20 protein-coding genes are annotated in these 22,344 nt (G+C 38.5%); 14 read left to right on the top strand and 6 right to left on the bottom strand.

Annotated features, from left to right (window positions below; translation table 11 throughout):
- Nucleotides 1-16: 16 nt before the first annotated feature.
- Nucleotides 17-1,021: an LLM class flavin-dependent oxidoreductase gene (locus tag I8T81_RS06950; RefSeq protein ID WP_198072436.1), complete on the top strand. Its 1,005-nt coding sequence runs from the start codon at nucleotides 17-19 to the stop codon at nucleotides 1,019-1,021.
- A 147-nt stretch (nucleotides 1,022-1,168) separates the two neighbouring features.
- A complete protein-coding gene (locus I8T81_RS06945; protein ID WP_004700855.1) occupies nucleotides 1,169-1,732 on the top strand; it encodes an NAD(P)/FAD-dependent oxidoreductase in 564 nt (187 codons plus the stop codon).
- A 41-nt stretch (nucleotides 1,733-1,773) separates the two neighbouring features.
- Here the strand turns inward: I8T81_RS06945 and pgaD are convergent, their stop codons facing one another.
- The 5 genes from pgaD to ppsR form a co-directional block, all read right to left on the bottom strand.
- Nucleotides 1,774-2,238 (bottom strand): poly-beta-1,6-N-acetyl-D-glucosamine biosynthesis protein PgaD, encoded by a 465-nt coding sequence (gene pgaD, locus I8T81_RS06940; protein WP_198072435.1) that lies wholly within the window; start codon nucleotides 2,236-2,238, stop codon nucleotides 1,774-1,776.
- The gene (gene pgaC / locus I8T81_RS06935; protein WP_198072434.1) at nucleotides 2,235-3,482 is read right to left on the bottom strand and encodes a poly-beta-1,6-N-acetyl-D-glucosamine synthase; all 1,248 of its coding nucleotides are present in this window, start codon (nucleotides 3,480-3,482) and stop codon (nucleotides 2,235-2,237) included. Before pgaC ends, pgaD begins: the two co-directional genes overlap by 4 nt.
- A complete protein-coding gene (gene pgaB / locus I8T81_RS06930) occupies nucleotides 3,482-5,311 on the bottom strand; it encodes a poly-beta-1,6-N-acetyl-D-glucosamine N-deacetylase PgaB (RefSeq protein WP_198072433.1) in 1,830 nt (609 codons plus the stop codon). Before pgaB ends, pgaC begins: the two co-directional genes overlap by 1 nt.
- Nucleotides 5,311-7,749: a poly-beta-1,6 N-acetyl-D-glucosamine export porin PgaA gene (pgaA, locus tag I8T81_RS06925; protein ID WP_198072432.1), complete on the bottom strand. Its 2,439-nt coding sequence runs from the start codon at nucleotides 7,747-7,749 to the stop codon at nucleotides 5,311-5,313. Before pgaA ends, pgaB begins: the two co-directional genes overlap by 1 nt.
- Nucleotides 7,750-8,136: 387 nt before the next feature.
- A complete protein-coding gene (ppsR, locus tag I8T81_RS06920) occupies nucleotides 8,137-8,973 on the bottom strand; it encodes a posphoenolpyruvate synthetase regulatory kinase/phosphorylase PpsR (protein ID WP_004700844.1) in 837 nt (278 codons plus the stop codon).
- Between the two features lie 147 nt (nucleotides 8,974-9,120).
- Here ppsR and ppsA point away from each other — a divergent pair, with 147 nt between their 5' ends.
- The 12 genes from ppsA to alr all read left to right on the top strand — a co-directional run bounded on the left by ppsA (nucleotide 9,121) and on the right by alr (nucleotide 21,549).
- Nucleotides 9,121-11,508 carry a phosphoenolpyruvate synthase gene (ppsA, locus tag I8T81_RS06915; protein ID WP_171057798.1) on the top strand — a complete coding sequence of 796 codons (2,388 nt, stop codon included), beginning with the start codon at nucleotides 9,121-9,123 and terminating at the stop codon, nucleotides 11,506-11,508.
- Between the two features lie 64 nt (nucleotides 11,509-11,572).
- Nucleotides 11,573-12,328, top strand: coding sequence for an RDD family protein (locus tag I8T81_RS06910; protein WP_100291010.1), 756 nt, complete (start codon nucleotides 11,573-11,575; stop codon nucleotides 12,326-12,328).
- A gap of 316 nt (nucleotides 12,329-12,644) precedes the next feature.
- Nucleotides 12,645-13,697, top strand: coding sequence for a ubiquinol oxidase subunit II (gene cyoA, locus I8T81_RS06905; protein WP_004700839.1), 1,053 nt, complete (start codon nucleotides 12,645-12,647; stop codon nucleotides 13,695-13,697).
- Between the two features lie 3 nt (nucleotides 13,698-13,700).
- Entirely contained in the window at nucleotides 13,701-15,692 is a 1,992-nt protein-coding gene (gene cyoB, locus I8T81_RS06900) for a cytochrome o ubiquinol oxidase subunit I (protein ID WP_039251505.1), read from the top strand.
- Between the two features lie 4 nt (nucleotides 15,693-15,696).
- Nucleotides 15,697-16,317: a cytochrome o ubiquinol oxidase subunit III gene (gene cyoC, locus I8T81_RS06895; protein WP_002049203.1), complete on the top strand. Its 621-nt coding sequence runs from the start codon at nucleotides 15,697-15,699 to the stop codon at nucleotides 16,315-16,317.
- Nucleotides 16,317-16,646 carry a cytochrome o ubiquinol oxidase subunit IV gene (locus tag I8T81_RS06890; protein WP_000094534.1) on the top strand — a complete coding sequence of 110 codons (330 nt, stop codon included), beginning with the start codon at nucleotides 16,317-16,319 and terminating at the stop codon, nucleotides 16,644-16,646. Before cyoC ends, I8T81_RS06890 begins: the two co-directional genes overlap by 1 nt.
- A 10-nt stretch (nucleotides 16,647-16,656) precedes the next feature.
- On the top strand, nucleotides 16,657-17,535 hold the full coding sequence (gene cyoE / locus I8T81_RS06885) for a heme o synthase (protein WP_191001416.1): 879 nt from the start codon (nucleotides 16,657-16,659) through the stop codon (nucleotides 17,533-17,535).
- A gap of 186 nt (nucleotides 17,536-17,721) precedes the next feature.
- Complete coding sequence (gene rpsF / locus I8T81_RS06880; RefSeq protein ID WP_004700831.1) at nucleotides 17,722-18,105, top strand: 30S ribosomal protein S6; 384 nt, start codon at nucleotides 17,722-17,724, stop codon at nucleotides 18,103-18,105.
- An 11-nt stretch (nucleotides 18,106-18,116) separates the two neighbouring features.
- Complete coding sequence (rpsR, locus tag I8T81_RS06875) at nucleotides 18,117-18,344, top strand: 30S ribosomal protein S18 (protein WP_000090661.1); 228 nt, start codon at nucleotides 18,117-18,119, stop codon at nucleotides 18,342-18,344.
- 8 nt (nucleotides 18,345-18,352) lie between these two features.
- Nucleotides 18,353-18,799, top strand: a complete 447-nt coding sequence (gene rplI, locus I8T81_RS06870) for a 50S ribosomal protein L9 (protein WP_004700828.1) — start codon at nucleotides 18,353-18,355, stop codon at nucleotides 18,797-18,799.
- Between the two features lie 201 nt (nucleotides 18,800-19,000).
- Nucleotides 19,001-20,446, top strand: coding sequence for a replicative DNA helicase (gene dnaB, locus I8T81_RS06865; protein WP_004700827.1), 1,446 nt, complete (start codon nucleotides 19,001-19,003; stop codon nucleotides 20,444-20,446).
- A 32-nt stretch (nucleotides 20,447-20,478) separates the two neighbouring features.
- Nucleotides 20,479-21,549: an alanine racemase gene (alr, locus tag I8T81_RS06860; protein WP_198072431.1), complete on the top strand. Its 1,071-nt coding sequence runs from the start codon at nucleotides 20,479-20,481 to the stop codon at nucleotides 21,547-21,549.
- A 55-nt stretch (nucleotides 21,550-21,604) separates the two neighbouring features.
- Here alr and I8T81_RS06855 read toward each other — a convergent pair whose 3' ends face one another.
- On the bottom strand, nucleotides 21,605-22,339 hold the full coding sequence (locus I8T81_RS06855; protein WP_004700824.1) for a proteasome-type protease: 735 nt from the start codon (nucleotides 22,337-22,339) through the stop codon (nucleotides 21,605-21,607).
- Nucleotides 22,340-22,344 lie beyond the last annotated feature (5 nt).

Here is a 22,344-nt window from a genome sequence, read left to right as displayed (position 1 = left end):
TTTTTGAGAATATCGCATGCGATCACTTCAAGACACCAAATTTTCAATTTTGGAGCTAGCTCCAATACGTGATGATAAAACAATCGAGTTTTCATTACGTCATGCATTAGAACTCGCCCAACATGCAGAAAAATTAGGTTACGACCGTTTTTGGCTTGCAGAACATCATAATATGGATGGAATCGCAAGTTCAGCAACAGCTGTTTTACTTGGCTTTATCGCGGCTCATACCCAGCGCATTCGTTTAGGTTCAGGTGGTATCATGCTACCAAACCATGCACCGTTAGTGGTTGCAGAACAATTCGGTACATTAGCAACTTTATATCCAAATCGTATTGAGCTAGGTTTAGGTCGTGCTCCGGGTACAGATCAGGTTACTATGCGTGCCTTACGTCGCGGGCATCAGGAAACGGAAGATCAGTTTCCTAGAGACGTTGTTGAGATTTTGCAATATTTTAAAGCGCCTCAACCCGGCCAAAGAATTATTGCTACTCCTGGACAAAATACTCATGTGCCTGTCTGGTTATTGGGTTCAAGTTTATTTAGCGCACAATTGGCTGCGAAACTAGGATTACCCTATTCATTTGCATCGCATTTTGCGCCACGCATGCTTGGTCAAGCAATTGAACTTTATCGTGAAAATTTCGAACCTTCTGAATATTTGGACAAGCCTTATGTTTCAATGGGCGTACCTGTTGTAGTTGCCAATACAGATGAAGAAGCTCAATTCCTAGCAACAAGCGCATACCAACGTGTTTTAGGATTAATTCGTGGTGAAAGCTTAAAACTCAAGCCACCAGTTAATTCAATGCAAGGACTATGGAACACAGCAGAACAACTTTCAGTTGAAAATTTCTATCAGATGGCACAAATCGGTTCTGCTGAAACAGTACGTTCAGGTTTAGAAAAGCTTTTGGCTACATATGAAGTCGATGAGTTTATTTTTACTTGTGACGTCTATGATACAAATAAACGTTTAGAAAGCTTTACTCAATTAATGCAATTAAAATCAAGTCATTAATATCTAAACAAAGTCTCATGCTTGGCTCAGTTCCAAGCCTGAGATAACCACCCATCTGAAAATACTTTACCCAGCTACCTTGCTTGGTTATTTATATTAAAACGATAAAAAATCATCATAAATGAAAACCAAAAGGACTTTTGGAAAATGAGTATTGAACTTAAAAATAGTGTTGCAAAATCAGCTACTTTTCAAAATTCAGTTCAGGATTTTGACGCTTTTAATGGTCAAGTTCTTTTATCAAATACAATCAAAGCATATGATTTTTCTAATTTAAATGTAGCGATTATCGGAACGGATCAGGAAACTGTCACACACTTAGACAAAATCTGCCAACAAGCAAAGTTTGTAACTGTATTTCAAATCACACCACACTTTATTTTGCCCCATAGTCAAATTGGTATACATCGTCTCATTACCCATCCACTTATTGCTAAAAACAGGAGGCTATTTAATAACCGTGTAAAAAGTATCTTAGCTCTACGTTTTTTGGAAACCCAAGTAAATGAAACATGGTTGAAGCGTCTTTTGACTCCTAATACTGCAAAAGCCCATAAAACATTTTTTAAATCTGATAACTATTATGCAGCTCTACAGAGACCAAATTGTAAATTACAGACTTGGCCAATTGTGAAAGTTACTCAAACGGCTATATACAGTATGGATGGCACTCAGCAAACCATTGATGTCATTATTAGAACAACTTCTTAAAAATAAAAAAAAGCATGGTTGAAATACCATGCTTTTTTCATTCAGTTCAAATCATATTTTTGCAAATGCCCATGCTCATCATAATGCAGAATGACACGTTGAGCTTTTTGCAATTCTGATAATGACGCTGTACTTACTGTAAATTTAAAAGCCAATAAATCATCAGAACTATTTGGCGCTTTACTACGTCGATCATCACCATGAAATCTAAGCCAGTTATAACTTGCCCATAAAATTAGAACCAAAGCACTTAAGCAAATTAAAAGAAGTAAATGCAGTAAAGTTTTGACTTCCGAAATATGATCTACCCACACATAGTCATAAATAAGATGTCCTTCAAAAAACCACAAAAATAAAGAAACCAGTGGAAAAAACAGCCACATTAAACAAAACCAACCTATTGTTTGCAAGGTATAGTTCGCGGTCTTATTTTTTACATATTCAGGCTGATCAATATATTCAGGTATGTCTAAAACTTCTACGTCAGTATTTTCTTCATTTTTCATGAATTATCTCCTCGAAAGCCTCGGTCAGGACTAACCCAGCGGGCACGTTTTTTTGTGTTAAATATAGTTTTAGGAACCGCAACCACGCTAGTAAATAACGTTAGTAACCAGAAAAACAACGGATACCAAATTACCCAAAAGTAATTTCTAAAAAGACGCCCACGGTCATAACGATGATCGATCCATAAGCTTACAAAAAATTGGATGAGGCATGTTCCCCCTAATATCACGCCATACCACTGTGGCATTAGAGAGTTGATCTGCCACTGCTGAGGCAAGTCAATAAAAAGCCCAATCAAGAAAAGTAAGAAAATAAAGATCATCACATATGACCAAACAATACTGACTAAAGCTTCAAGCATGACTGGCCACATACGGCGCAAGCGAACTTTGAACATTTTAGGAATATATTCTAATAAGACTTCCACCCCACCTTGTGCCCAGCGTAACCGCTGTTTCCAAAGACCTTTAAAAGTTTCAGGCATGTATATATAACAAAGCGCTTGAGGAATATATTGAATATCCCAATGGTCCATTTGAAGCTTCCAAGAGATATCAATATCTTCGGTAATTTTGTCATCAGACCAAAAACCGACACGAGCCAAAGCTGTTTTTCTAAACGCAACAATTACCCCCGATACTGTAAAAATACGTCCATACGTGCGCTGTGCTCGCTTAATTAATCCAATAATTGAAGAAAACTCACCAACCTGTAATTTTCCTAAAATACTTGAGCGATTTAAAATTCTAGGGTTACCAGTGACAGCCCCAATACGTGGAAATTTTAGAAATGGCTGCATGAGCCAAAGTACAGCATGAGGATGTAATAAAGCATCTCCATCAATACAAACTAAATATTCGTATTTGCTTACTAACACTCCCGATCTTAAAGCAACTGCCTTACCTTGGTTTTCTGCTAAGTGCACGACTCTCAGACGAGTATCTTGTGTTGCTAACTCATCAAGAATCTTTGCTGTTCTGTCACTACTACCATCATTTACAGCAATCACTTCAAAATTTGGATATTTTGTTTGCAAGGCATAACGAATGGTTTGCCTCACTTGAGCTTCTTCATTAAAACAAGGAATAATAATGCTGCAACCTTCATTTGAAGGCTCAGGTAATTGCTGTTCATAGTATTCCCGTTTAAAGAAAAACCAGAGACCACCTACCATCCATGTCCACGCCATAAGTAGCGGATATAAAAAGGCAAAAGCAAATAGAATATCGAGTAATACTCTCATTACTTTTTCCCCTCATTCGCTAGACCCACAAAGGGCTGATACATCACAGAACTGGAATTTAAGCTCATTGGGTTATATAAATATTCATGAACACTTTTTGAGTTTTTAGGGCTATAGCCATCAACACCAAATTTCTGAATACCTATACGTTGAATATCAAAAAGACCTTGTTTCACTTCTTGCCAAGCATTTTTCTGGTCATTTTCTGGCAATGTTAATGTCAGCATAATTCGTTGCTTGTATTTCGCATCAAGCGGGTTTAAAAGCTTTAAGGCTTGTTTAAATTGTTTTTGCTTGCCCACCATATTAAATTTTAGGTTCACTAAATCATGTTGGGTTAAGAGTGATTTTAAAAGCGCTGGTAAGTGTTCAATATGCTCTAAGTCAGGTGTAAGCAACAAACTAAACTGTGCCTGATTACTCATATTCAAATAAGGCTTTGCAGCTTTTTGAGTCAGTTGACTCAGTTGTGATAATTGCTTTACCTGTTCAATACAGTTGCTTTCGTTCAGCGTTATGTTTTGCATTGCACAATTTAAAGCAGTTCCGGCATTAAGTTGAATACCACTTAAATTGCTATTAAAACGCGCAATGTCTTTAGCTAAATCTGCCACCAAAAACGGTTTATTTTTTTGAGGATAAATAGGTAGTTCTAAAATAACCGCCTGACCTGCACGAGTTTGTGCCTGCCATAAACTACGGTTCAAAATATCTTGCTTAACTGGCATTTGAGTTGTTGGGAAATAAGCAACGTCATATTGCCCATCCCCATCTTGGTCATCTAAAGGTTTCAATATCAGCGTATTGTTTTTTAAGCTATAAAGTTTGGATAACAATAACCCTAATTTTTCATCTGACTGAGTATTGCTTAAAGCAGCTAATTGCTTTAAATCCATACTCACAAAATGTTTTGGCTGCTTATATAAATCCTTCTCTGCGGAGTTCAAAATATTAAGCAACGTCTCCGATAGCTGCTCAGCTGTAGAGTTATCAACCATAAGACTGCGTTTGAAGGTAACGTCATTAATTTGGTTCACCCCATCACGCCCTAAACTAAAGGAAAAATTAAACCCTGCTTGTTGAGCTATTTTTTCTAACTGCTGATTGACCGCACCATACGGCCATACAATCGCTTTCGGCTCTACACCCAATTCTTTTTTTAAGACATCATGAGATTTTTTTAAATCGTTCAAAATACGTTGTTGATATTCCGCGTCGGTTTCGTAACGCGCCTGTGATTTTAAATACATATAAGAAGTTGCTGCGGGTTGTTCATTCCCTTGAGGGTTAGCAAGCACACCATGATGCAAATCATCACTATGGCTTGCAAACTCAGCTAAGCCAGAAGCCTGCATTTCTCGTACTTGCTTCCAATTGACCAAGTTCCCTTGTCCATAGGCTTCATAGCCAGCTTTTGTATTACCATTTAGCCAACTGGTTGGGAGTGCAAAAACTGCCGGAATCTGATATTGCTTAAGCAGTGGAAATATACGACTGTAGCTACTTAAAGCACCATCATCAAAGGTTAACAAAATGGCATTATGAGGTAGCTCTTTGCCTTGCTTACGAGCCTCTTCAATATCTTTTAAGCGTATTGGCTTCCAGTCAGATTGACTGAGCCAGTCAAAGAACTGCGCTAAATTTTTAGTTTGAATTGCATAAATATCCCGATCGCCCTCTTTTAAAACATCATCTCTGACGTCATGAAAAGTTAAAGAAACCACATGATTTTTTGGTAAATCTTTTTCTATCTGGGCATATGCAAATTGCAGAGGTAACAATGTCGAGGCCAAAGCACAGCCCAACATTTTCGAAAATAAATTATTCATTAAAAACGCCCTTCAAATCCGAAAATACCATAGGTATGCTGTTCACCATGTCCATCGTAAGGATGGTATTGCCAGCCAATTCCATAATTGAGTTGCCATGTCCGTGATAGCTGCCATTGATGTTGATACTGCAAAGAATAGGTTGGTTTAGTGGAATAATCGGCTTGTTTATAAAAGCCCACCCCAGCCTCGAAATGCTGTTTAAATGAACGCTCATATTCACGCCAAGTCACCCAGTCATGACTTAAGTTCAACTCTGCGCTGTAATGCGAACTTGGGCTAAAATAAGCAGTTTGATCTTGGCTATTACTGCCGAAAAAACCACGGAAAGTGCCATAAGTAATGTGATGCGGCGCTGCAAATAGTCTTTCGCGCCAAAAAGTTGAAAATTCTTGTTGTTTATTACCATCACTAATATCTGTCAGACCGTAACTTGCGCCAATTTGACGAGATTCATCCTTTTGCCACGTCAACGCAGCTCGGTAAGATTGACCATCTTCTCCTGCATCAATCGCTTGTAGAGGAATGTCAGCCTGACTGTTATATTGCAATTGATACTGCCAGTGATCATTTAACCACTGTGACCAATCAAGACGAACACCAGCTTGTCCGCCATCTGTACTTTGCGACAAGATCGCAGATAACGCCTTACGATTGGCTTGCCATTCGGCCCCAACACCATAGCGCTGGTTATGCACGTCGCCAAAATTGTATTCGCCATAACGATCTTGATGCCAAGCGAATAAACGATAATTCTCTTTTATCCACGGACTATTAAGGCGAGTTTCCATCTCACGGTCTTTTAAACCGTTTTGTCCACTTACAGAATCGCTGTTATTAGCTTTACTTTGGCCCCAAGTCGTTGAATGTGAAATCGTAGCTCTATTACGATCACCCAACTCTTTACGGCTTTTAATGACGCCACTATCATCAGGATAAAAATGCACTAGGTTTTGCGTTGTTTTACGCCATGTCTGAATATCACCTAAAGCCTGAGCATTTTGCATTTCATTAATGCGAGTATCTTTAGCAATCGGATCTATACCATTTAAACGAGAAATTGTTTTTTTTGCTTCTAGAGGCTTCTCTCTCCAGCGCTCTACGCGGGCAAGGTTATTAATCAAACTTTCATTTGCAGGTGCCTGCTCTACTGTTTTTTGAAAGTGTTTTTCAGCTTGATCTAAATGATTTGCATAAGCTAAATGCATTCCCTTTAAAGCAATATAATCGTCTCGGTCAGGATGACTAGTTTTATCTACACCCTTTGCCTGACTATATTTATAAGTCGGAATAAGATGATCAACTTTTGCCAAAAGCTGTTCCGCTTCCTTATATTTTTCTTGTTCAATATAAGAATAATACAACCCGCTATAGACGATCATATCCGGATAATTTTTTTCGGTTAAAAGTGTCTTATAAACAAGTTCAGCTTGCTTCGGCTTTTGCTTAGCTAAATAACTATCAGCAATTGCATGACGTACATATGCAGGTAATTTCTCAAGCGGAATATTTAATTGAGTAAAATTATCTAAAACCGCTTTTGCTCGCCCTCTAAAATCTAATGCATATAAATAATCGTAGTGAAACCTTAAATAGTTAGGATCTTCTGGTTTTATTTGCTGTTGTAACTTTTGCCCCTTTTCTAACACGCTATCTAATTCAGCAAAACTTTCTGTATCTGATAAGCCTTGGCGATTTAAATATTTATAACGGGTAATTGAATTATTGACCTGCTGAGAAAATTCACTGACTTGTAAAGTTTGCTGTAATTGCGCAGTTTGCTGATTTTTTTCGCTTGTTTGGAGTAATTGCTGAGCTTTTTTATATGCACCAATAGCAATCAAGTCATAGACATACTCTTGTAAAACAGATGAAGACTTAGGTTGTTGCTGATAAGCATGCTCAATTGTAGCTAAAGCATCTACAGGCAAATTAATTAGACGGTAAGCATATGCAATACGTACCAATTGATCAGCATTTAAATTTTTAATATTGATTTTAGATAACAGAGTCTTAGCATTCACTGTGTCTTGCGATTCAGCATATAAAACAGATAATAAAATGTGCCCATCAATCGTTTTTTGAATATTAAGCTTATTTGCCCATTCAAGCGCTATTTTAAAATATTTAAAATCTCGAAAATTTTGAATTAAAGGTAGTTTTGCATATTCCGGAAAATTCACATAATTAATATTTACCAATAAACCTGTAAATTTAGTTAGATCCTTTTTTTCATTAGACATAACAATTAAATAATCAGCCAACAATTTTTGATCATGTGGGTACTGTTTTAACAATTGATCTAGCTGATAAACAGCGTGTTGAGTTTGCCCTGCTCTATAATCTTGAATAGCCTGCTCACGCAAGACATCCACTTGAGCGGCGTACAATTGAATTGGCAAGAGATATACCAATGAAAAAACACATTTTTTTAGCATTTTGATAATCGGATAGTCCCATATCGAGATGGGAAATTATAGTTAAAAATGTGAACTTCATCACAATAATAAAAATGCGCATGATATTTAAAACAAATGTAAAATATGAATAAAAAAAGTATTTGTATTTTTAAAAAATAACTAAAAACAAATATTTATAAAAACATAGATTATTAGTTTATATACATTTCTTTTCAAAAAGCTTATTTTAACTCACAAACTGTAGTGTAAGAGTTTACTTGCTGATAACTAATCAGAAACGATTCATTAACTTGGCGTTTTATATTTAAAACTTTTATTTTTAATATGTATATAAATTTAAAACCATTCAATCTAAGTAACTTTAAATTATTTAAATTGAATGGCCAAAATAAACAGTTGATTTAATTAACCGATACGTCGTTTTAAACCAGTCATTTGTAAAATACGAGTAGAGATTTCTTCAATTGACATTTCAGTGACATTTAAATATTTAATACCTTCTGAAATATAAATACCTTCAATCGCTCTTAATTCCATTTGACACTGACTAAAACTTGCATATCGGCTATTTGCTTTGCGCTCGCTTCGAATAGCAACCAACCGTTCTGCATCAATCATTAAACCAAACAGTTTGCTACGATGCTCTCTTAATACTGCTGGTAGACGGTTATCGTCCAAATCTTCTTCTGTCAAAGGATAGTTAGCTACACGAATACCAAACTGTAGTGAAAGATAAATAGAAGTTGGGGTCTTACCTGAGCGAGACACACCAATTAAAATCAAATCTGCTTTATCGTAATGACGGGTACGCGCCCCATCGTCGTTATCAAGTGCGAAATGCACTGCATCAATACGTGCTTTATAATACTCAGAATCAGTAACTGCATGTGTTTGCCCAACTAATGTTGTTGGCGGCGTTCCAAGCTCCTGCTCAAGTTTACTGATTAGTCCTTCAAATACATCTAAATTAACCGCTTTTGCAGTATTAATAATTTCACGGACATGCGGATCAACTAAAGTATCAAATACTAATGGTAAGCATCCATCACGGGTTTGACATTTATTAATCTCAACCACAATAGCCATTGCTGCCTCTTCAGTTGTGATATAAGGCATGATGTGAATGTCAAAATCTACATTAGGGAATTGTGCTAATAACGAATGTCCAAGAGTCTCGGCAGTAATTGCAGTTCCATCAGAAATAAAAAAAACACTCCGCTTATACTGTTTACTTTCTGACATTAAAATTCTCCTTAAACATTTGTCTTAGTGCTATATAATCTTTATAGTAAACTGATCTTACATGACTGTCGCTTAGTAAAATTCTCAACTAAGCACTTTATTTTTTTAATTTCATGCCAAGATAGACATTAATACTGCAAAAGTGGAGTGAAAACTTTGGAAGCGCGCGTAATCGGTCTAGAAAAATTAGGGAAACACGATGTCGAACTCGTAGGTGGGAAAAACTCATCTTTGGGTGAAATGATCAGCCATTTATCAAATGCTGGTGTATCGGTACCTGGTGGTTTTGCAACAACTGCTGAGGCCTATCGTGAGTTCTTAGACCAAAGCGGTCTTAACGCTCGAATTCAAGCAGAACTTGCACAACTTAACGTCGATGATGTAAATGCACTTGCAGAAACAGGCGCTAAAATTCGTCAATGGATTGTAGAGACTCCACTCACTGCAACCTTAGAACAAGAAATTCGCGCCGCTTTTACAGAACTCTCTAACGGCAACCCTGATATCGCGGTTGCCGTTCGTTCATCTGCAACTGCTGAAGATTTACCAGATGCATCTTTCGCAGGTCAACAAGAAACTTTCTTGAATATTCGTGGTATTGATAACGTACTTATCGCCATCAAAGAAGTATTCGCTTCTTTATATAATGACCGTGCTATTTCTTACCGTGTACACCAAGGCTTCGATCATGATGTTGTCGCATTATCTGCGGGCGTTCAGCGTATGGTTCGTTCTGAAACTGGCGCAGCGGGTGTAATGTTTACACTTGATACTGAGTCTGGTTTCCGTGATGTTGTATTTATTACTGCATCTTATGGCTTAGGTGAAATGGTTGTACAAGGTGCAGTTAACCCTGACGAATTCTACCTATCTAAACCGTTATTAAATGCTGGCAAACATGCGGTATTACGCCGTAACTTAGGCTCTAAGCACCAAAAAATGATTTATGGTGAAGAAGGTTCAGCTGGCAAATCAGTTGTTGTTGTTGATGTTGAAAAACAAGAGCGTCAACAATTCGCATTAAATGATCATGAATTACAAGAATTAGCAAAACAAGCGCTTATTATTGAGCAGCACTACGGTGCACCAATGGATATTGAGTGGGCAAAAGATGGTGACGATGGTCAAATCTATATTGTCCAAGCTCGTCCTGAAACCGTTAAGAGCCGTCAAAATGTCGGCACAATGGAGCGCTACCTACTCAAACAAAGAGGTACTGTTCTTTGTGAAGGTCGTTCAATTGGTCAACGTATCGGTTCTGGTAAAGTTCGTATTGTTAGCTCAATTAAAGAAATGGACAAAGTACAAGACGGTGACGTACTTGTATCTGACATGACTGATCCAGATTGGGAACCAGTAATGAAACGTGCTGCCGCGATTATCACTAACCGTGGTGGTCGTACGTGTCACGCGGCAATTATTGCTCGTGAACTTGGTGTTCCGGCAATTGTAGGTTGTGGTAACGCAACTGAGGTATTGACTGACGGCCAAGAAGTTACTGTTTCTTGCGCTGAGGGTGACACTGGTTTCATCTACGAAGGTGCATTAGATTTTGAAGTTCAACGTAACTCTGTTGAGTCTATGCCTAAACTTTCATTCAAAATCATGATGAACGTAGGTAACCCTGACCGTGCTTTTGACTTTGCTCAAATTCCAAACGAAGGTATTGGTCTTGCTCGTTTAGAATTCATTATTAACCGCATGATCGGTGTTCACCCTAAAGCGCTTCTTAATATTGAAAGCTTACCTCGTGAAACTCGTGCTGCTGTAATGACACGTACAGCTGGCTATGCATCACCTGTAGAATTCTATGTTGAAAAACTAGTTGAAGGTATTGCAACACTTGCTGCAGCGTTTGCTGACAAACCAGTAATCGTTCGTATGTCTGACTTTAAGTCAAATGAGTACGCAAACCTTATTGGTGGTAAGTTATATGAACCGGAAGAAGAAAACCCAATGCTTGGCTTCCGTGGTGCAAGCCGTTATGTTTCAGATAACTTCCGTGACTGTTTTGAACTCGAATGCCGTGCACTTAAAAAAGTTCGTGATGAAATGGGTCTAACCAATATCCAAATCATGATTCCTTTCGTGCGTACAGTATCTGAAGCAAAACGTGTAATTGAGCTACTTGCTCAAAATGGCTTGAAACGTGGTGAGAACGGCTTAAAAGTAATCATGATGTGTGAATTACCAACTAACGCATTGTTAGCTGAACAATTCCTTGAACACTTTGATGGCTTCTCTATCGGCTCTAACGATTTGACTCAATTAACACTTGGTCTAGACCGTGACTCAGGCATTGTTTCTCACTTATTTGACGAACGTGATGCTGCTGTTAAAGCACTTCTTTCTATGGCAATTCATGCTTGTCGTAAAGCGGGCAAATATGTGGGTATCTGTGGTCAAGGACCATCTGATCACCCTGACCTTGCAAAATGGTTAATGGAACAAGGTATTGAGTCAGTGTCTCTTAACCCTGACTCAGTTTTAGATACATGGTTCTTCCTTGCTGAAGAAAAAATCAAGCAAATCTAATTTGTTATAGAAAAAGACCCATCCGTGGGTCTTTTTTCATCTTTAGAATAGAGAATTTTTACTTATGCAAATTTACTTGGCACGTAATAATCAACAAGCTGGGCCTTATACCTTAGAACAACTAAATCAGATGTTGGCAAGCCAACAGGTTTTACTCACTGATTTAGCTTGGCATGAAGGCATGACAGAGTGGAAAGCTTTAGGAGAATTAACCCAAGGTAAACTTGTATATCAACCTACGGGTTATTCTGCTTTTTCAGCAAATACAAATACGACTCATAATGAGACAATTCAGCACATCCGTGTAGAAACTAAAGCACATGAACTTGCTTCAATTTCATCTCGTGCTCTTGCAAAAATTATTGATCTATTACTTTGGTTACCTATTGCAGCCATTCCTTCCTTCTTCTTTAACGAAACTCAATATAAACAACTTTTTGAGTTACAAAAACAGATGCAATCTGCAGAAGTTGCCTCAACTAAAGCAGCGGAACTTCAACAACAGCTTTTTACGCTTATTCCGATTGAAGCATGGCATACAATGTTAGTTTATGTCGTTATCATGCTCGCTATCCAAGCTTTTCTTTTAACCAAATTTGGTCAAAGTATAGGGAAGAAAATTGTCGGAATTAAGATTGTAGATGCTGAAACTAATGGTAAAGTTAATTTAACGCGTGTCTTCTTACTCAGAAGTATCGTTTTCATTATATTGAACTTACTGTTTATGCCTATTAGCACAATTATTGACTATGCTTTTGCATTAGGCCAAAAAAGACAAGCTCTACATGACAAAATTGCAAGAACAAAAGTGATCAAATGAGTGTGAATGACTCATTCATTTAAAGTCTAAAAAAAAGGAGGCACCCCACCTCCTTTTTTCTATAGAGAATTGATATTTAAATAAAAGCTCTATCAAGATTCGATACCCTACAAAAAAAATCGGGTTTTAAAACAATTATTTCAAGCTGCTTTATGTGTAGCTTAGTTTGTCGATATGAGGCATAATGCCCTACAACGTAGCGGTGTCGCATCATTGAGAAGTCTAAATTTTTAAGACTAGCATTCTCAATCATGCGACACTTTAATCGCTATCCCATATTTAATTAGGGAATGGGACTCTTCACCGAGGTTGTAAAATGAGACAAACGATTTTAGCTGTATTGTCTTTATCAACGCTTGCCGCACTTTTGACTGGGTGTGGTGGTGATATGGTACTTCTAAACTCTAAAGGTCCAGTTGGTCAAGGTCAAAGTGACCTTATGATGACTGCGATCTATTTAATGTTACTTGTGGTGATTCCTTCAATCATCATGGCATTATGGTTTGGTTGGAAATATCGTGCGTCAAATAAAGATGCAGACTATAAACCTACATGGGCACACTCAACTGCAATTGAAGTTGTAGTATGGGGTATCCCTGTCATTATTATTGGTATTTTAGCTTGGTTAACTTGGTGGGGTTCCCACAAGTATGACCCATACCGTCCTTTAGAATCAGATAAAGCACCTTTAACTATTCAGGTTATTGCTGAACAGTTCAAGTGGATCTTTATTTATCCTGAACAAAACATTGCGACTGTTAACGAAGTACGTTTCCCAGAAAAAACTCCGTTAAGCTTCAAAATCACTTCTAACTTCACAATGAACTCATTCTTCATTCCACAGTTAGGTGGTCAGATTTACGCAATGGCAGGTATGCAAACTCACCTTCATTTGTTAGCAAATGAAACTGGTGTATATCGTGGTTTCTCTTCTAACTACTCAGGCTATGGTTTCTCTCAAATGCGTTTCAAAGCGCATAGCGTTACAGAGCAACAATTCAATGAATGGGTAGCAGCTGTTAAAGCTGGTAAGGGTTCAACTATTAATCCAGAAGCAGTTCAAAAAGCTACGCTTGACCAAGCTGAATTGGCAACCTTACGTGATGGCGACCGTTCTAAGCACCAAATCGAGCATTTAGTAAATCGTGCTAAAGCTGCTGGTGATCAAGAAGCACTTGCTAAAGCAGAAGCGATGAAACCGTTCCCGACTAAGCCGCACCCTGTGACTTATTACTCTTCAGTTGAACCAAAACTGTTTGAAACAGTTATCAACCATTATATGAGTAACTATCATGGTGTTGACCACTCTGCTGAACATGCAACAGCTGACACTCATGCTGCAGCTGAACACGCTGCTCAAGGGGAATAAGACATGGATATGATTTTTGGTAAACTGGGTTGGGACTCTATCCCGACAGAGCCAATCGTACTTGTCACCATGGTCCTTATGGCAATTGGTGCAATTGCAGTGCTTGGCGGTATCACCTATTTCAAAAAATGGGGATATTTGTGGAATGAGTGGTTTATTACAGTAGACCATAAAAAAATTGGTATCATGTATATCATCGTATCTGTTGTCATGCTTTTGCGTGGTTTCGCCGATGCGATCATGATGCGTTTACAACTTTTCCTCGCTAAAGGCGGCGGCGAAGGTTACTTACATCCTGACCACTACGACCAGATCTTCACCGCACACGGTGTAATCATGATCTTCTTCGTAGCAATGGGTCTCGTTGTAGGTATGATGAACATCTCTGTACCTTTACAGATTGGTGCTCGTGACGTTGCTTTCCCATTATTAAACTCTTTAAGCTTCTGGTTATTCGCTGGTGCTGCTGGTTTAATGATGCTTTCACTTGTATTAGGTGAATTTGCTGCAACTGGTTGGATGGCTTACCCTCCTCTATCTGGCATTCAATATTCTCCTGGTGTAGGTGTTGACTACTATATCTGGGCACTTCAGGTTTCTGGTCTAGGTACGCTTTTATCTGGTGTTAACTTCTTCGTTACCATCATTAAAATGCGTGCACCTGGCATGAAATTGATGGACATGCCTATTTTCACGTGGACTTCACTTTGTACGGCTGTATTAATCATTGCATCATTCCCTGTATTAACAGGCACACTTGCAATGCTTACTCTAGACCGTTACTTCGGCTTCCATTTCTTCACAAATGAGCTTGGCGGTAGCCCAATGCTTTATGTGAACTTGATCTGGACATGGGGTCACCCTGAAGTATATATCTTGGTATTACCAGCATTTGGTCTATACTCAGAAATCGTTGCAACCTTTTCTCGTAAAGCGTTGTTCGGTTACAAGTCTATGGTGTATGCAACTATCGCGATTACAGTTCTTGCGTTCGTTGTATGGCTTCACCACTTCTTCACCATGGGTGCTGGTGCGAACGTTAACGCGTTCTTCGGTATCATGACCATGGTTATTGCGATTCCTACTGGTGTGAAAATCTTCTCTTGGTTATTCACCATGTATAAAGGTCGCATCACCTTTACTACTCCAATGTTATGGACGCTTGGCTTCCTTGTAACATTTGGTATCGGTGGTTTAACTGGTGTACTTATGGCTGTTCCACCTGCGGACTTCTTAGTACACAACTCATTATTCTTGATCGCTCACTTCCATAACGTAATTATCGGTGGTGTGGTGTTTGGTATGTTTGCCGGCATCATTTACTACTGGCCGAAAATGTTTGGTTGGAAGCTCAATGAAGCATGGGGTAAAGCTGCGTTCTGGTTCTGGTTCTTTGGTTTCTATTTTGCATTCATGCCACTTTATATCCTTGGTTTCATGGGTATGACTCGTCGCTTGAATACATATGACAACCCTGAATGGGACCCATACCTTGCGATTGCATTATTTGGTGCTGTTCTTGTTGCTATTGGTATTGCATGTTTCTTAATGCAAATCATCGTTGGTTTCTTACAACGCAAAGACAACATGGACCTTACAGGCGATCCATGGGATGCTCGTACGCTTGAGTGGGCAACTTCTTCCCCTGCTCCATTCTATAACTTTGCGCATGAACCAGATGCAAGCGGTGTTGACCGTTTCTGGACTGACAAAGAAAATGGTGTAGCATACGCACGTAATACTAAATATGAAGACATCCACATGCCGACTGATCGTGCTGCTGGTTTTGTCATTGCAATGTTCATTACACTTCTTGGCTTTGCACTCATCTGGCATATTTGGTGGCTCGTTGTTGTTTCATTCGCTTCAGCTGTTATTAGCTTGATCGTAAGCTCATTCACTAAGAATGTTGATTACTATGTTCCAGCTGCTGAAGTTGAGCGTATTGAAAACGAACGCTATGCTTTACTTGAAAAACACTTGAAGAAGGACTAAGGAAATGGCTGAAGTACTTCATCACGACAACCATGGCCACGATGGTCATCATGAACATGATGATACAGATTTAACGGTCTTTGGTTTCTGGACATACTTGATGAGTGACTTGATTCTTTTCGGATCACTCTTCATTGCGTTCGCTGTATTAAGCAGTCATGTTCCAGCAGGGACTCCAAGTGCATATGACCTGTTCCATAACTCATTAGGCTATGTGTTAACTGAAACATTTGCCTTATTGATTTCATCGGTAACATTTGGTTTTGCTGTACTTGCATCTTATAAAAAGAATGTAAATCAAGTGATCACTTGGTTATTTATTACATTCCTTTTTGGTGCAACCTTCATCGGTATGGAGCTCTATGAATTCCATCACCTTGTTGAAGAAGGTCACGGTCCAACTCATAGTGCATTCTTGTCGTCTTTCTTTACCTTGGTTGGTACGCACGGTATCCACGTAACTTCTGGTTTAGTGTGGATGTTAGTATTGATGTATCAGATCAAAACTAAAGGTTTGACTTTACCGAATACACGTCGTCTTGCTTGTTTAAGCTTGTTCTGGCACTTCCTTGACATCGTTTGGATCTGTGTATTCAGCGTCGTTTACTTACTGGGAGTTCTCTAATGAGTAGTCATGAGCATAATGCTGCTGGTGCGTCACACGGTAACTTTAAGCAATACACTGTAGGTTTTATTCTATCTGTTATTCTTACCATCATCCCATTCGGGATGGTGATGGCAGGTGGTTTTAGCCGCGGTCTTTTAGTTACAGTAATTGCTATTACTGCTGTTGCTCAGGTTCTTGTACAACTTGTGTACTTCTTACACATGAATACATCATCTGAACAACGTTGGAATATGATTGCATTTATCTACACAATTCTATGTATCGCTGTACTTTTAATTGGTTCTGTGTGGATTATGAATTACCTTCACTACAATATGATGATCTAAACTGATTGTCATGTTGAGAAAGTATCTATTCCTGACTAAACCAGGAATTCTCTTCGGTAATTTCATTACCACCTTGGGCGGCTTCTTCTTAGCCGCCCAAGGCTCTATAGACATCTTATTATTATTACTCACCCTTATTGGAACAACGTTAGTTGTTGCTTCTGGCTGTGTTGTTAATAATGTTATAGATCAAGATATTGATACAAAGATGCAGCGCACTCAAAACCGCGCACTTGTTAAAAAAACCATCTCTCCTACTGTTGCGCTTGTATATGCATTTGTACTTGGATTAATTGGTTTTGGCATTTTGTGGTTTGGTGTAAACGGTTACGCATTTTTGTTTGCAGTCATTGGTTTTGTTGTCTATGTCGGTTTTTATAGCTTGTGGACCAAACGTACCTCAATCCATCAAACCGTTATTGGTAGTATCTCCGGAGCGAGTCCTCCTGTTATTGGTTATACAGCAGTAACTCATCAATTTGATGTGGCAGCCCTGCTTTTGTTTTTAGCATATGGTTTATGGCAAATGCCTCACTCTTGGGCAATTGCAATTTATCGTTTTGATGATTACAAAAATGCAGGAATTCCAATTTTGCCTGTAGCGCGTTCAATTTATCGCACGAAAATTGAATGTGTAATATATATCCTGTTATTTGCAGCTGTTTTGAATGGGTTATATTGTTTTGGCTATACCAATATATTCTTTTTAATTACCTTTAATGCTTTGACTGCATACTGGTTCTACTTATCAATTATTGGATTTAAAGCCGAAAACGACCAACTTTGGGCTAAGCGCTTTTTTCTTTACTCAGTAATCTTAATTACTTTGTTAAGTTTAAGTTTTAGCTTTACCTATCAATCCCCCGCTCCAAATCTTCCTCTCTTTTAATTAAGGGAGGATTTCCTCCTCTAAAACAAGTTTTCATATTTCTTATCAAAAGATTTGTTTTTAGTCTAATTTTTACCTATAATTCAGCCTTCGCATTTTATGCGACGTAGCTATTTATATTATATTTTAGCTATGACTCCTTGCTTCTAATTTTTTAGGGGCTGTTTAAACCGTAAGGAGCTGACAATGCGTCATTACGAAATCGTACTTTTGGTACACCCAGACCAAAGCGATCAAGTTGTAGGTATGGTTGAACGCTATATCTCTCAGATCAAAGAAGCTGAAGGTCAAATTCACCGTTTAGAAGATTGGGGTCGTCGCCAATTGGCTTACCCAATTAACAAAATTCACAAAGCGCACTACATTCTTATGAATGTTGAATGTGGTCAAGCTACGCTTGATGAGTTAGAAGAATTATTCCGTTATAACGACGCAATCATTCGTAACCTTATCATCCGTCGTGAACACGCAATCACTGAAGAGTCATTGCTTGCTAAGAGTGCTGAAGAAAAGCGTGCGCGTAAAGCTCAACGTGAAGAAGCACAGCAAGTTGCTCAAGAAGCTGAATAAGGAGAACATCAATGGCACGTTTTTACCGTCGTCGCAAGTTCTGCCGCTTTACAGCTGAGAATGTTGCGTACATCGACTACAAAGATATCGACACTTTAAAACAGTACATCACTGAAAACGGCAAGATTGTTCCTAGCCGTATCACTGGTACTAAAGCTCGTTATCAACGTCAATTAGCACTTGCTATCAAACAAGCTCGCTATTTGTCTTTGATTCCGTACACTGACAACCATAAGTGAGGTGATCTGTGGACGTTATCTTATTACAACGCATTAAGAACCTTGGTAAATTAGGCGATAAAGTATCAGTTAAAGCTGGTTACGGCCGTAACTTCCTTATCCCTCAAGGTAAAGCAGTTGCAGCTACTGAAGCTAACACTGCTGCTTTTGAAGCTCGTCGTGCTGAACTTGAGAAGCAAGAAGCTGAAATTTTAGCTGCTGCTCAAGCACGTGCTGAACAATTGAATGAAGTTAACATCGTTATCACTGCTAAAGCTGGTGACGAAGGTAAACTCTTCGGTTCTATCGGTACTCGTGACATCGCTGACGCATTAACGAACGCTGGTCTTACAGTTGACCGCGCAGAAGTTCGTTTACCTAATGGTGCGCTTCGTCACACTGGTGAATTCAACATCGCAATCCAATTGCATCATGATGTTGTTGCAGAAGTTCTCGTTACTATCGTATCTGAGTAATTTCTCATCAAAAAAAGAGCATGCTCACGCATGCTCTTTTTTTATCTCTTAAATTTATGCAATAAAATTAGATATATTAATTCCTGATCAGTTCTTCAGTTTAATTGGTTTTTTAATTAGGTAGTTTATTTATTTTTGTTTTAAGATAGTTCTCGGCTTAAAACCCTTTTTTGTGTACACATTTTATCATCAGGTCTAATTATGTCTCAGGCGAATGCCACTTCTTTAACGCTTTCATCTCCAACAGAAAATAAGACGAGTGAATCAGGCCAACTTAAAGAGTTTCGCACTCCCCCACACAATTTAGCCATCGAGCAAGCTGTGCTTGCTGCGCTGATGACTGTTGCTGAATCTTTTGAGCAAGTCAGCGATCTACTCAAAGAAAATGATTTTTATGCCACTCGCCATAAATATATTTATCGCGCGATTGAAAAATTGGCACAGGAAAATTCACCGTACGATGCGGTCTTAGTGAATGACTGGCTTTTAAAACAAAATTTACTTAGTGCAATCGGTGGTGAAGAATATTTGATGCAGCTTATGGCTGACTCACCATCAAGTTTCTATAATCTTGAAACTTATGCGACTAAAATTAAAGAATTTTCCACCCTACGTAGCATGATTAAAGTCAGTACTGAAATTTTACAGAATGCTTATGACACAAAAGGTCGAGGTGTGAGTGAAATTTTAGATTTGGCTGAAACCAGTATTTTCTCTTTAGCAGAACAGCATAATAACAATAAGAAAGATTCTGGCCCTAAAGCGATTAGCTCTGTAACTGCTGACGTGATTAGCAAACTTGATGAGCTTTCAAAACTCGATGGCAATATTACAGGCTTAACCACAGGCTTCTTAGAACTTGATAATAAAACTTCTGGTATGCAACCTGGAGATTTAATTATTGTCGCTGCACGTCCATCTATGGGTAAAACTACCTTTGCAATGAACTTGGTTGAAAGTGTTTTACAATATAACCAACTCCCCGCTCTGGTATTTTCTATGGAGATGCCAGCAGACTCAATTGCAATGCGTCTAATTTCGGCAATGGGCAAAGTTCACCAAGGACATTTGCGTTCTGGTAACTTAGATGCCGATGAATGGACTAAAGTTACAGGTACCATCCTGCAACTTCAGCAAATGCATTTGTATATTGATGACTCATCAGCTCTACCCCCAACTGAACTCCGTGCTCGTGCTCGCCGCGTTGCCAAAATGCATGATGGCAAAATCGGCTGCATCATGGTCGACTATTTACAGCTTATGAAAGTTCCAGGTATGGGTGATAACCGTGTAGGCGAGATCTCGGAAATTTCACGTAGCTTAAAAGCGTTAGCGAAAGAGATGCAATGTCCTGTTATCGCACTTTCTCAGCTTAACCGAAGTCTGGAAAACCGACCAAACAAGCGCCCAGTAATGTCTGACTTACGTGAATCGGGTGCGATTGAGCAGGATGCCGACTTAATCATGTTTATTTATCGTGATGAAGTCTATAACAAAGAATCTAAAGAAGCAGGCACCGCAGAAATTATCATTGGTAAACAGCGTAATGGTCCAATTGGTACTGTTCGTCTTGCCTTTGAAGGTCAATATACTCGTTTTAGTAATCTCTCTCCTGAGTATTACAGCCAATATGATGATGAAGAATAAACTCTATCTCTAGCCCAAAGGAGTAAATGAGGGTGCGTCAAGCAACAGTTTATATTGATCACAAAGCGCTTCAATATAATTTAAACCGTGTCAAACAACTCGCAGCAAATTCAAAAATCGTAAGTATGGTCAAAGCCAATGCTTACGGACATGGAGTCAAAGACTGTTTAGCAGCCTTAAATGCCTCGGATGCCTTTGGTGTCGCTTGTCTACAAGAAGGCTTGGAAATTCGACAACTCGGATTTAAGCAACCTGTAACTTTAATTGAAGGAGTGTTTTATGAAGATGAAATGCCTATCGCTATTAAAGAAAAATTTGAATGTATAATTCACCATCAACAACAATTTGAGTGGTTAATTAAATATAAACAATCCTATATCGCCCAAGGTCTAAAAGTATGGGTTAAGCTGAATAGCGGTATGAACCGCTTAGGTTTTAAAAATCCTGAAATTATTGAAGTTATTAAAACTTTAAAATCTGAAGGATTTACTTGTGTACTTGCGATGCATTTTGCCAATGCAGATGTAGACCACCCACTTAACGAGCAGCAAAAACAACAATTTTTGTACGTAAAACAAGCTTGTGATCCAGTTTTAGCATCTTGCTGTAATTCAGCTGCTATTTTTAAATGGCCAGAACTAAATTTCGACTACGTACGGCCTGGTATCATGCTCTACGGTGCTTCACCTTTTGCAGATAAAACAGTACATGAGCTTGATTTAAAACCAGTCATGTCTTTCACAGCAGAAGTTATCGCGTTAAATCATATTCAAGCTGGTGAACATGTTGGTTATGGTTCTACTTTTTGCGCTCAAAAGGCTATGGATATCGCTATAGTTTCTATTGGTTATGGTGATGGTTATCCACGAGCTTATATAAAGAAAAATTTTGTCGCTGTTGATGGCAAACTTTGTCCAGTTGTAGGGCGAGTTAGTATGGATATGATTGCAATTGATGTCACAAATACCCAAGTAAAACTCGGTACTCAAGTTGAACTTTGGGGTAAACATCGTTTAGTTGATGATGTTGCTGATGCAAATGGCACAATTGGTTATGAATTACTTTGTCGCTTAAGTACTCGACCAGTCCGCCAAAGCACTTAATAATTTAATCAATAAAAAATCCAAGCTCTGCTTGGATTTTTATTTAAAGTCATTTTTAACGCCAATAATCATCGGTAGGTTTTGGCATTTCTTGCAGTCCACGGCGTAAAGTATCCGACCACTGATGACTTATTTGTGAAAAATAAGGATCATCTTCACTAATTCGCTTCCCCATAGGGATTACAAAACTATCTTTAGTATAGACTAGCGCATCTAAAGGTAAACCTACAGAAACATTAGAACGCAACGTCGAGTCAAACGAGATTAAACTACAGCGCAGCGCATCATCCAACGGCATAGCATAATATAAAGCACGATCTAAAATAGGCTTACCGTATTTACTTTCACCAATTTGAAAGTAAGGCGTATCTGTCGTTGCACAAATAAAATTACCTTGTGGATAAACATTATAAAGCTGCATATCGCCGCCTTTAATTTGCCCACCCACTAAAATACTACAAGCGTAATTCATTTGTTCTTGAGTATCCGAGCTAATATCCTCTAAAACATTTTTTAAAGTTTTACCAACTAGATCAGCCACTTCAAACATTGTGTTAATGCTATATAGATTAGGCTCTTGTTGCAAAGTAAGGGCATTTTGCAAATGCCCGATAACCGCTTGTGTTGTTGCTAAATTACCTGCTGTTTGCAAAGCAATAAATCGCTCACCCGTCACACCAAAAGTATGAAGTTTACGAAACACAGAAATATGATCGACCCCTGCATTAGTTCGAGTATCACTAATAAATACCAAACCCTGCTCTAATCTCAGTGCACAACAATAGGTCATTTCGC

Source organism: Acinetobacter seifertii (assembly GCF_016064815.1).
GTDB lineage: Bacteria > Pseudomonadota > Gammaproteobacteria > Pseudomonadales > Moraxellaceae > Acinetobacter > Acinetobacter seifertii.
This window is presented reverse-complemented; position numbering and strand designations above follow the sequence as displayed.

Excerpts from the sequence above, each read along its gene's own strand:
- dnaB (WP_004700827.1), top strand. The coding sequence starts at position 19,001 with ATGTCTCAGGCGAATGCCACTTCTTTAACGCTTTCATCTCCAACAGAA.
- pgaD (WP_198072435.1), bottom strand. The coding sequence starts at position 2,238 with ATGAAAAATGAAGAAAATACTGACGTAGAAGTTTTAGACATACCTGAA.
- pgaA (WP_198072432.1), bottom strand. The coding sequence starts at position 7,749 with ATGCTAAAAAAATGTGTTTTTTCATTGGTATATCTCTTGCCAATTCAA.
- I8T81_RS06890 (WP_000094534.1), top strand. The coding sequence starts at position 16,317 with ATGAGTAGTCATGAGCATAATGCTGCTGGTGCGTCACACGGTAACTTT.
- ppsR (WP_004700844.1), bottom strand. The coding sequence starts at position 8,973 with ATGTCAGAAAGTAAACAGTATAAGCGGAGTGTTTTTTTTATTTCTGAT.
- I8T81_RS06945 (WP_004700855.1), top strand. The coding sequence starts at position 1,169 with ATGAGTATTGAACTTAAAAATAGTGTTGCAAAATCAGCTACTTTTCAA.
- rpsF (WP_004700831.1), top strand. The coding sequence starts at position 17,722 with ATGCGTCATTACGAAATCGTACTTTTGGTACACCCAGACCAAAGCGAT.
- I8T81_RS06950 (WP_198072436.1), top strand. The coding sequence starts at position 17 with ATGCGATCACTTCAAGACACCAAATTTTCAATTTTGGAGCTAGCTCCA.
- cyoB (WP_039251505.1), top strand. The coding sequence starts at position 13,701 with ATGGATATGATTTTTGGTAAACTGGGTTGGGACTCTATCCCGACAGAG.
- I8T81_RS06910 (WP_100291010.1), top strand. The coding sequence starts at position 11,573 with ATGCAAATTTACTTGGCACGTAATAATCAACAAGCTGGGCCTTATACC.
- cyoA (WP_004700839.1), top strand. The coding sequence starts at position 12,645 with ATGAGACAAACGATTTTAGCTGTATTGTCTTTATCAACGCTTGCCGCA.
- pgaB (WP_198072433.1), bottom strand. The coding sequence starts at position 5,311 with ATGAATAATTTATTTTCGAAAATGTTGGGCTGTGCTTTGGCCTCGACA.
- cyoE (WP_191001416.1), top strand. The coding sequence starts at position 16,657 with ATGTTGAGAAAGTATCTATTCCTGACTAAACCAGGAATTCTCTTCGGT.
- pgaC (WP_198072434.1), bottom strand. The coding sequence starts at position 3,482 with ATGAGAGTATTACTCGATATTCTATTTGCTTTTGCCTTTTTATATCCG.
- rpsR (WP_000090661.1), top strand. The coding sequence starts at position 18,117 with ATGGCACGTTTTTACCGTCGTCGCAAGTTCTGCCGCTTTACAGCTGAG.
- cyoC (WP_002049203.1), top strand. The coding sequence starts at position 15,697 with ATGGCTGAAGTACTTCATCACGACAACCATGGCCACGATGGTCATCAT.
- I8T81_RS06855 (WP_004700824.1), bottom strand. The coding sequence starts at position 22,339 with ATGACCTATTGTTGTGCACTGAGATTAGAGCAGGGTTTGGTATTTATT.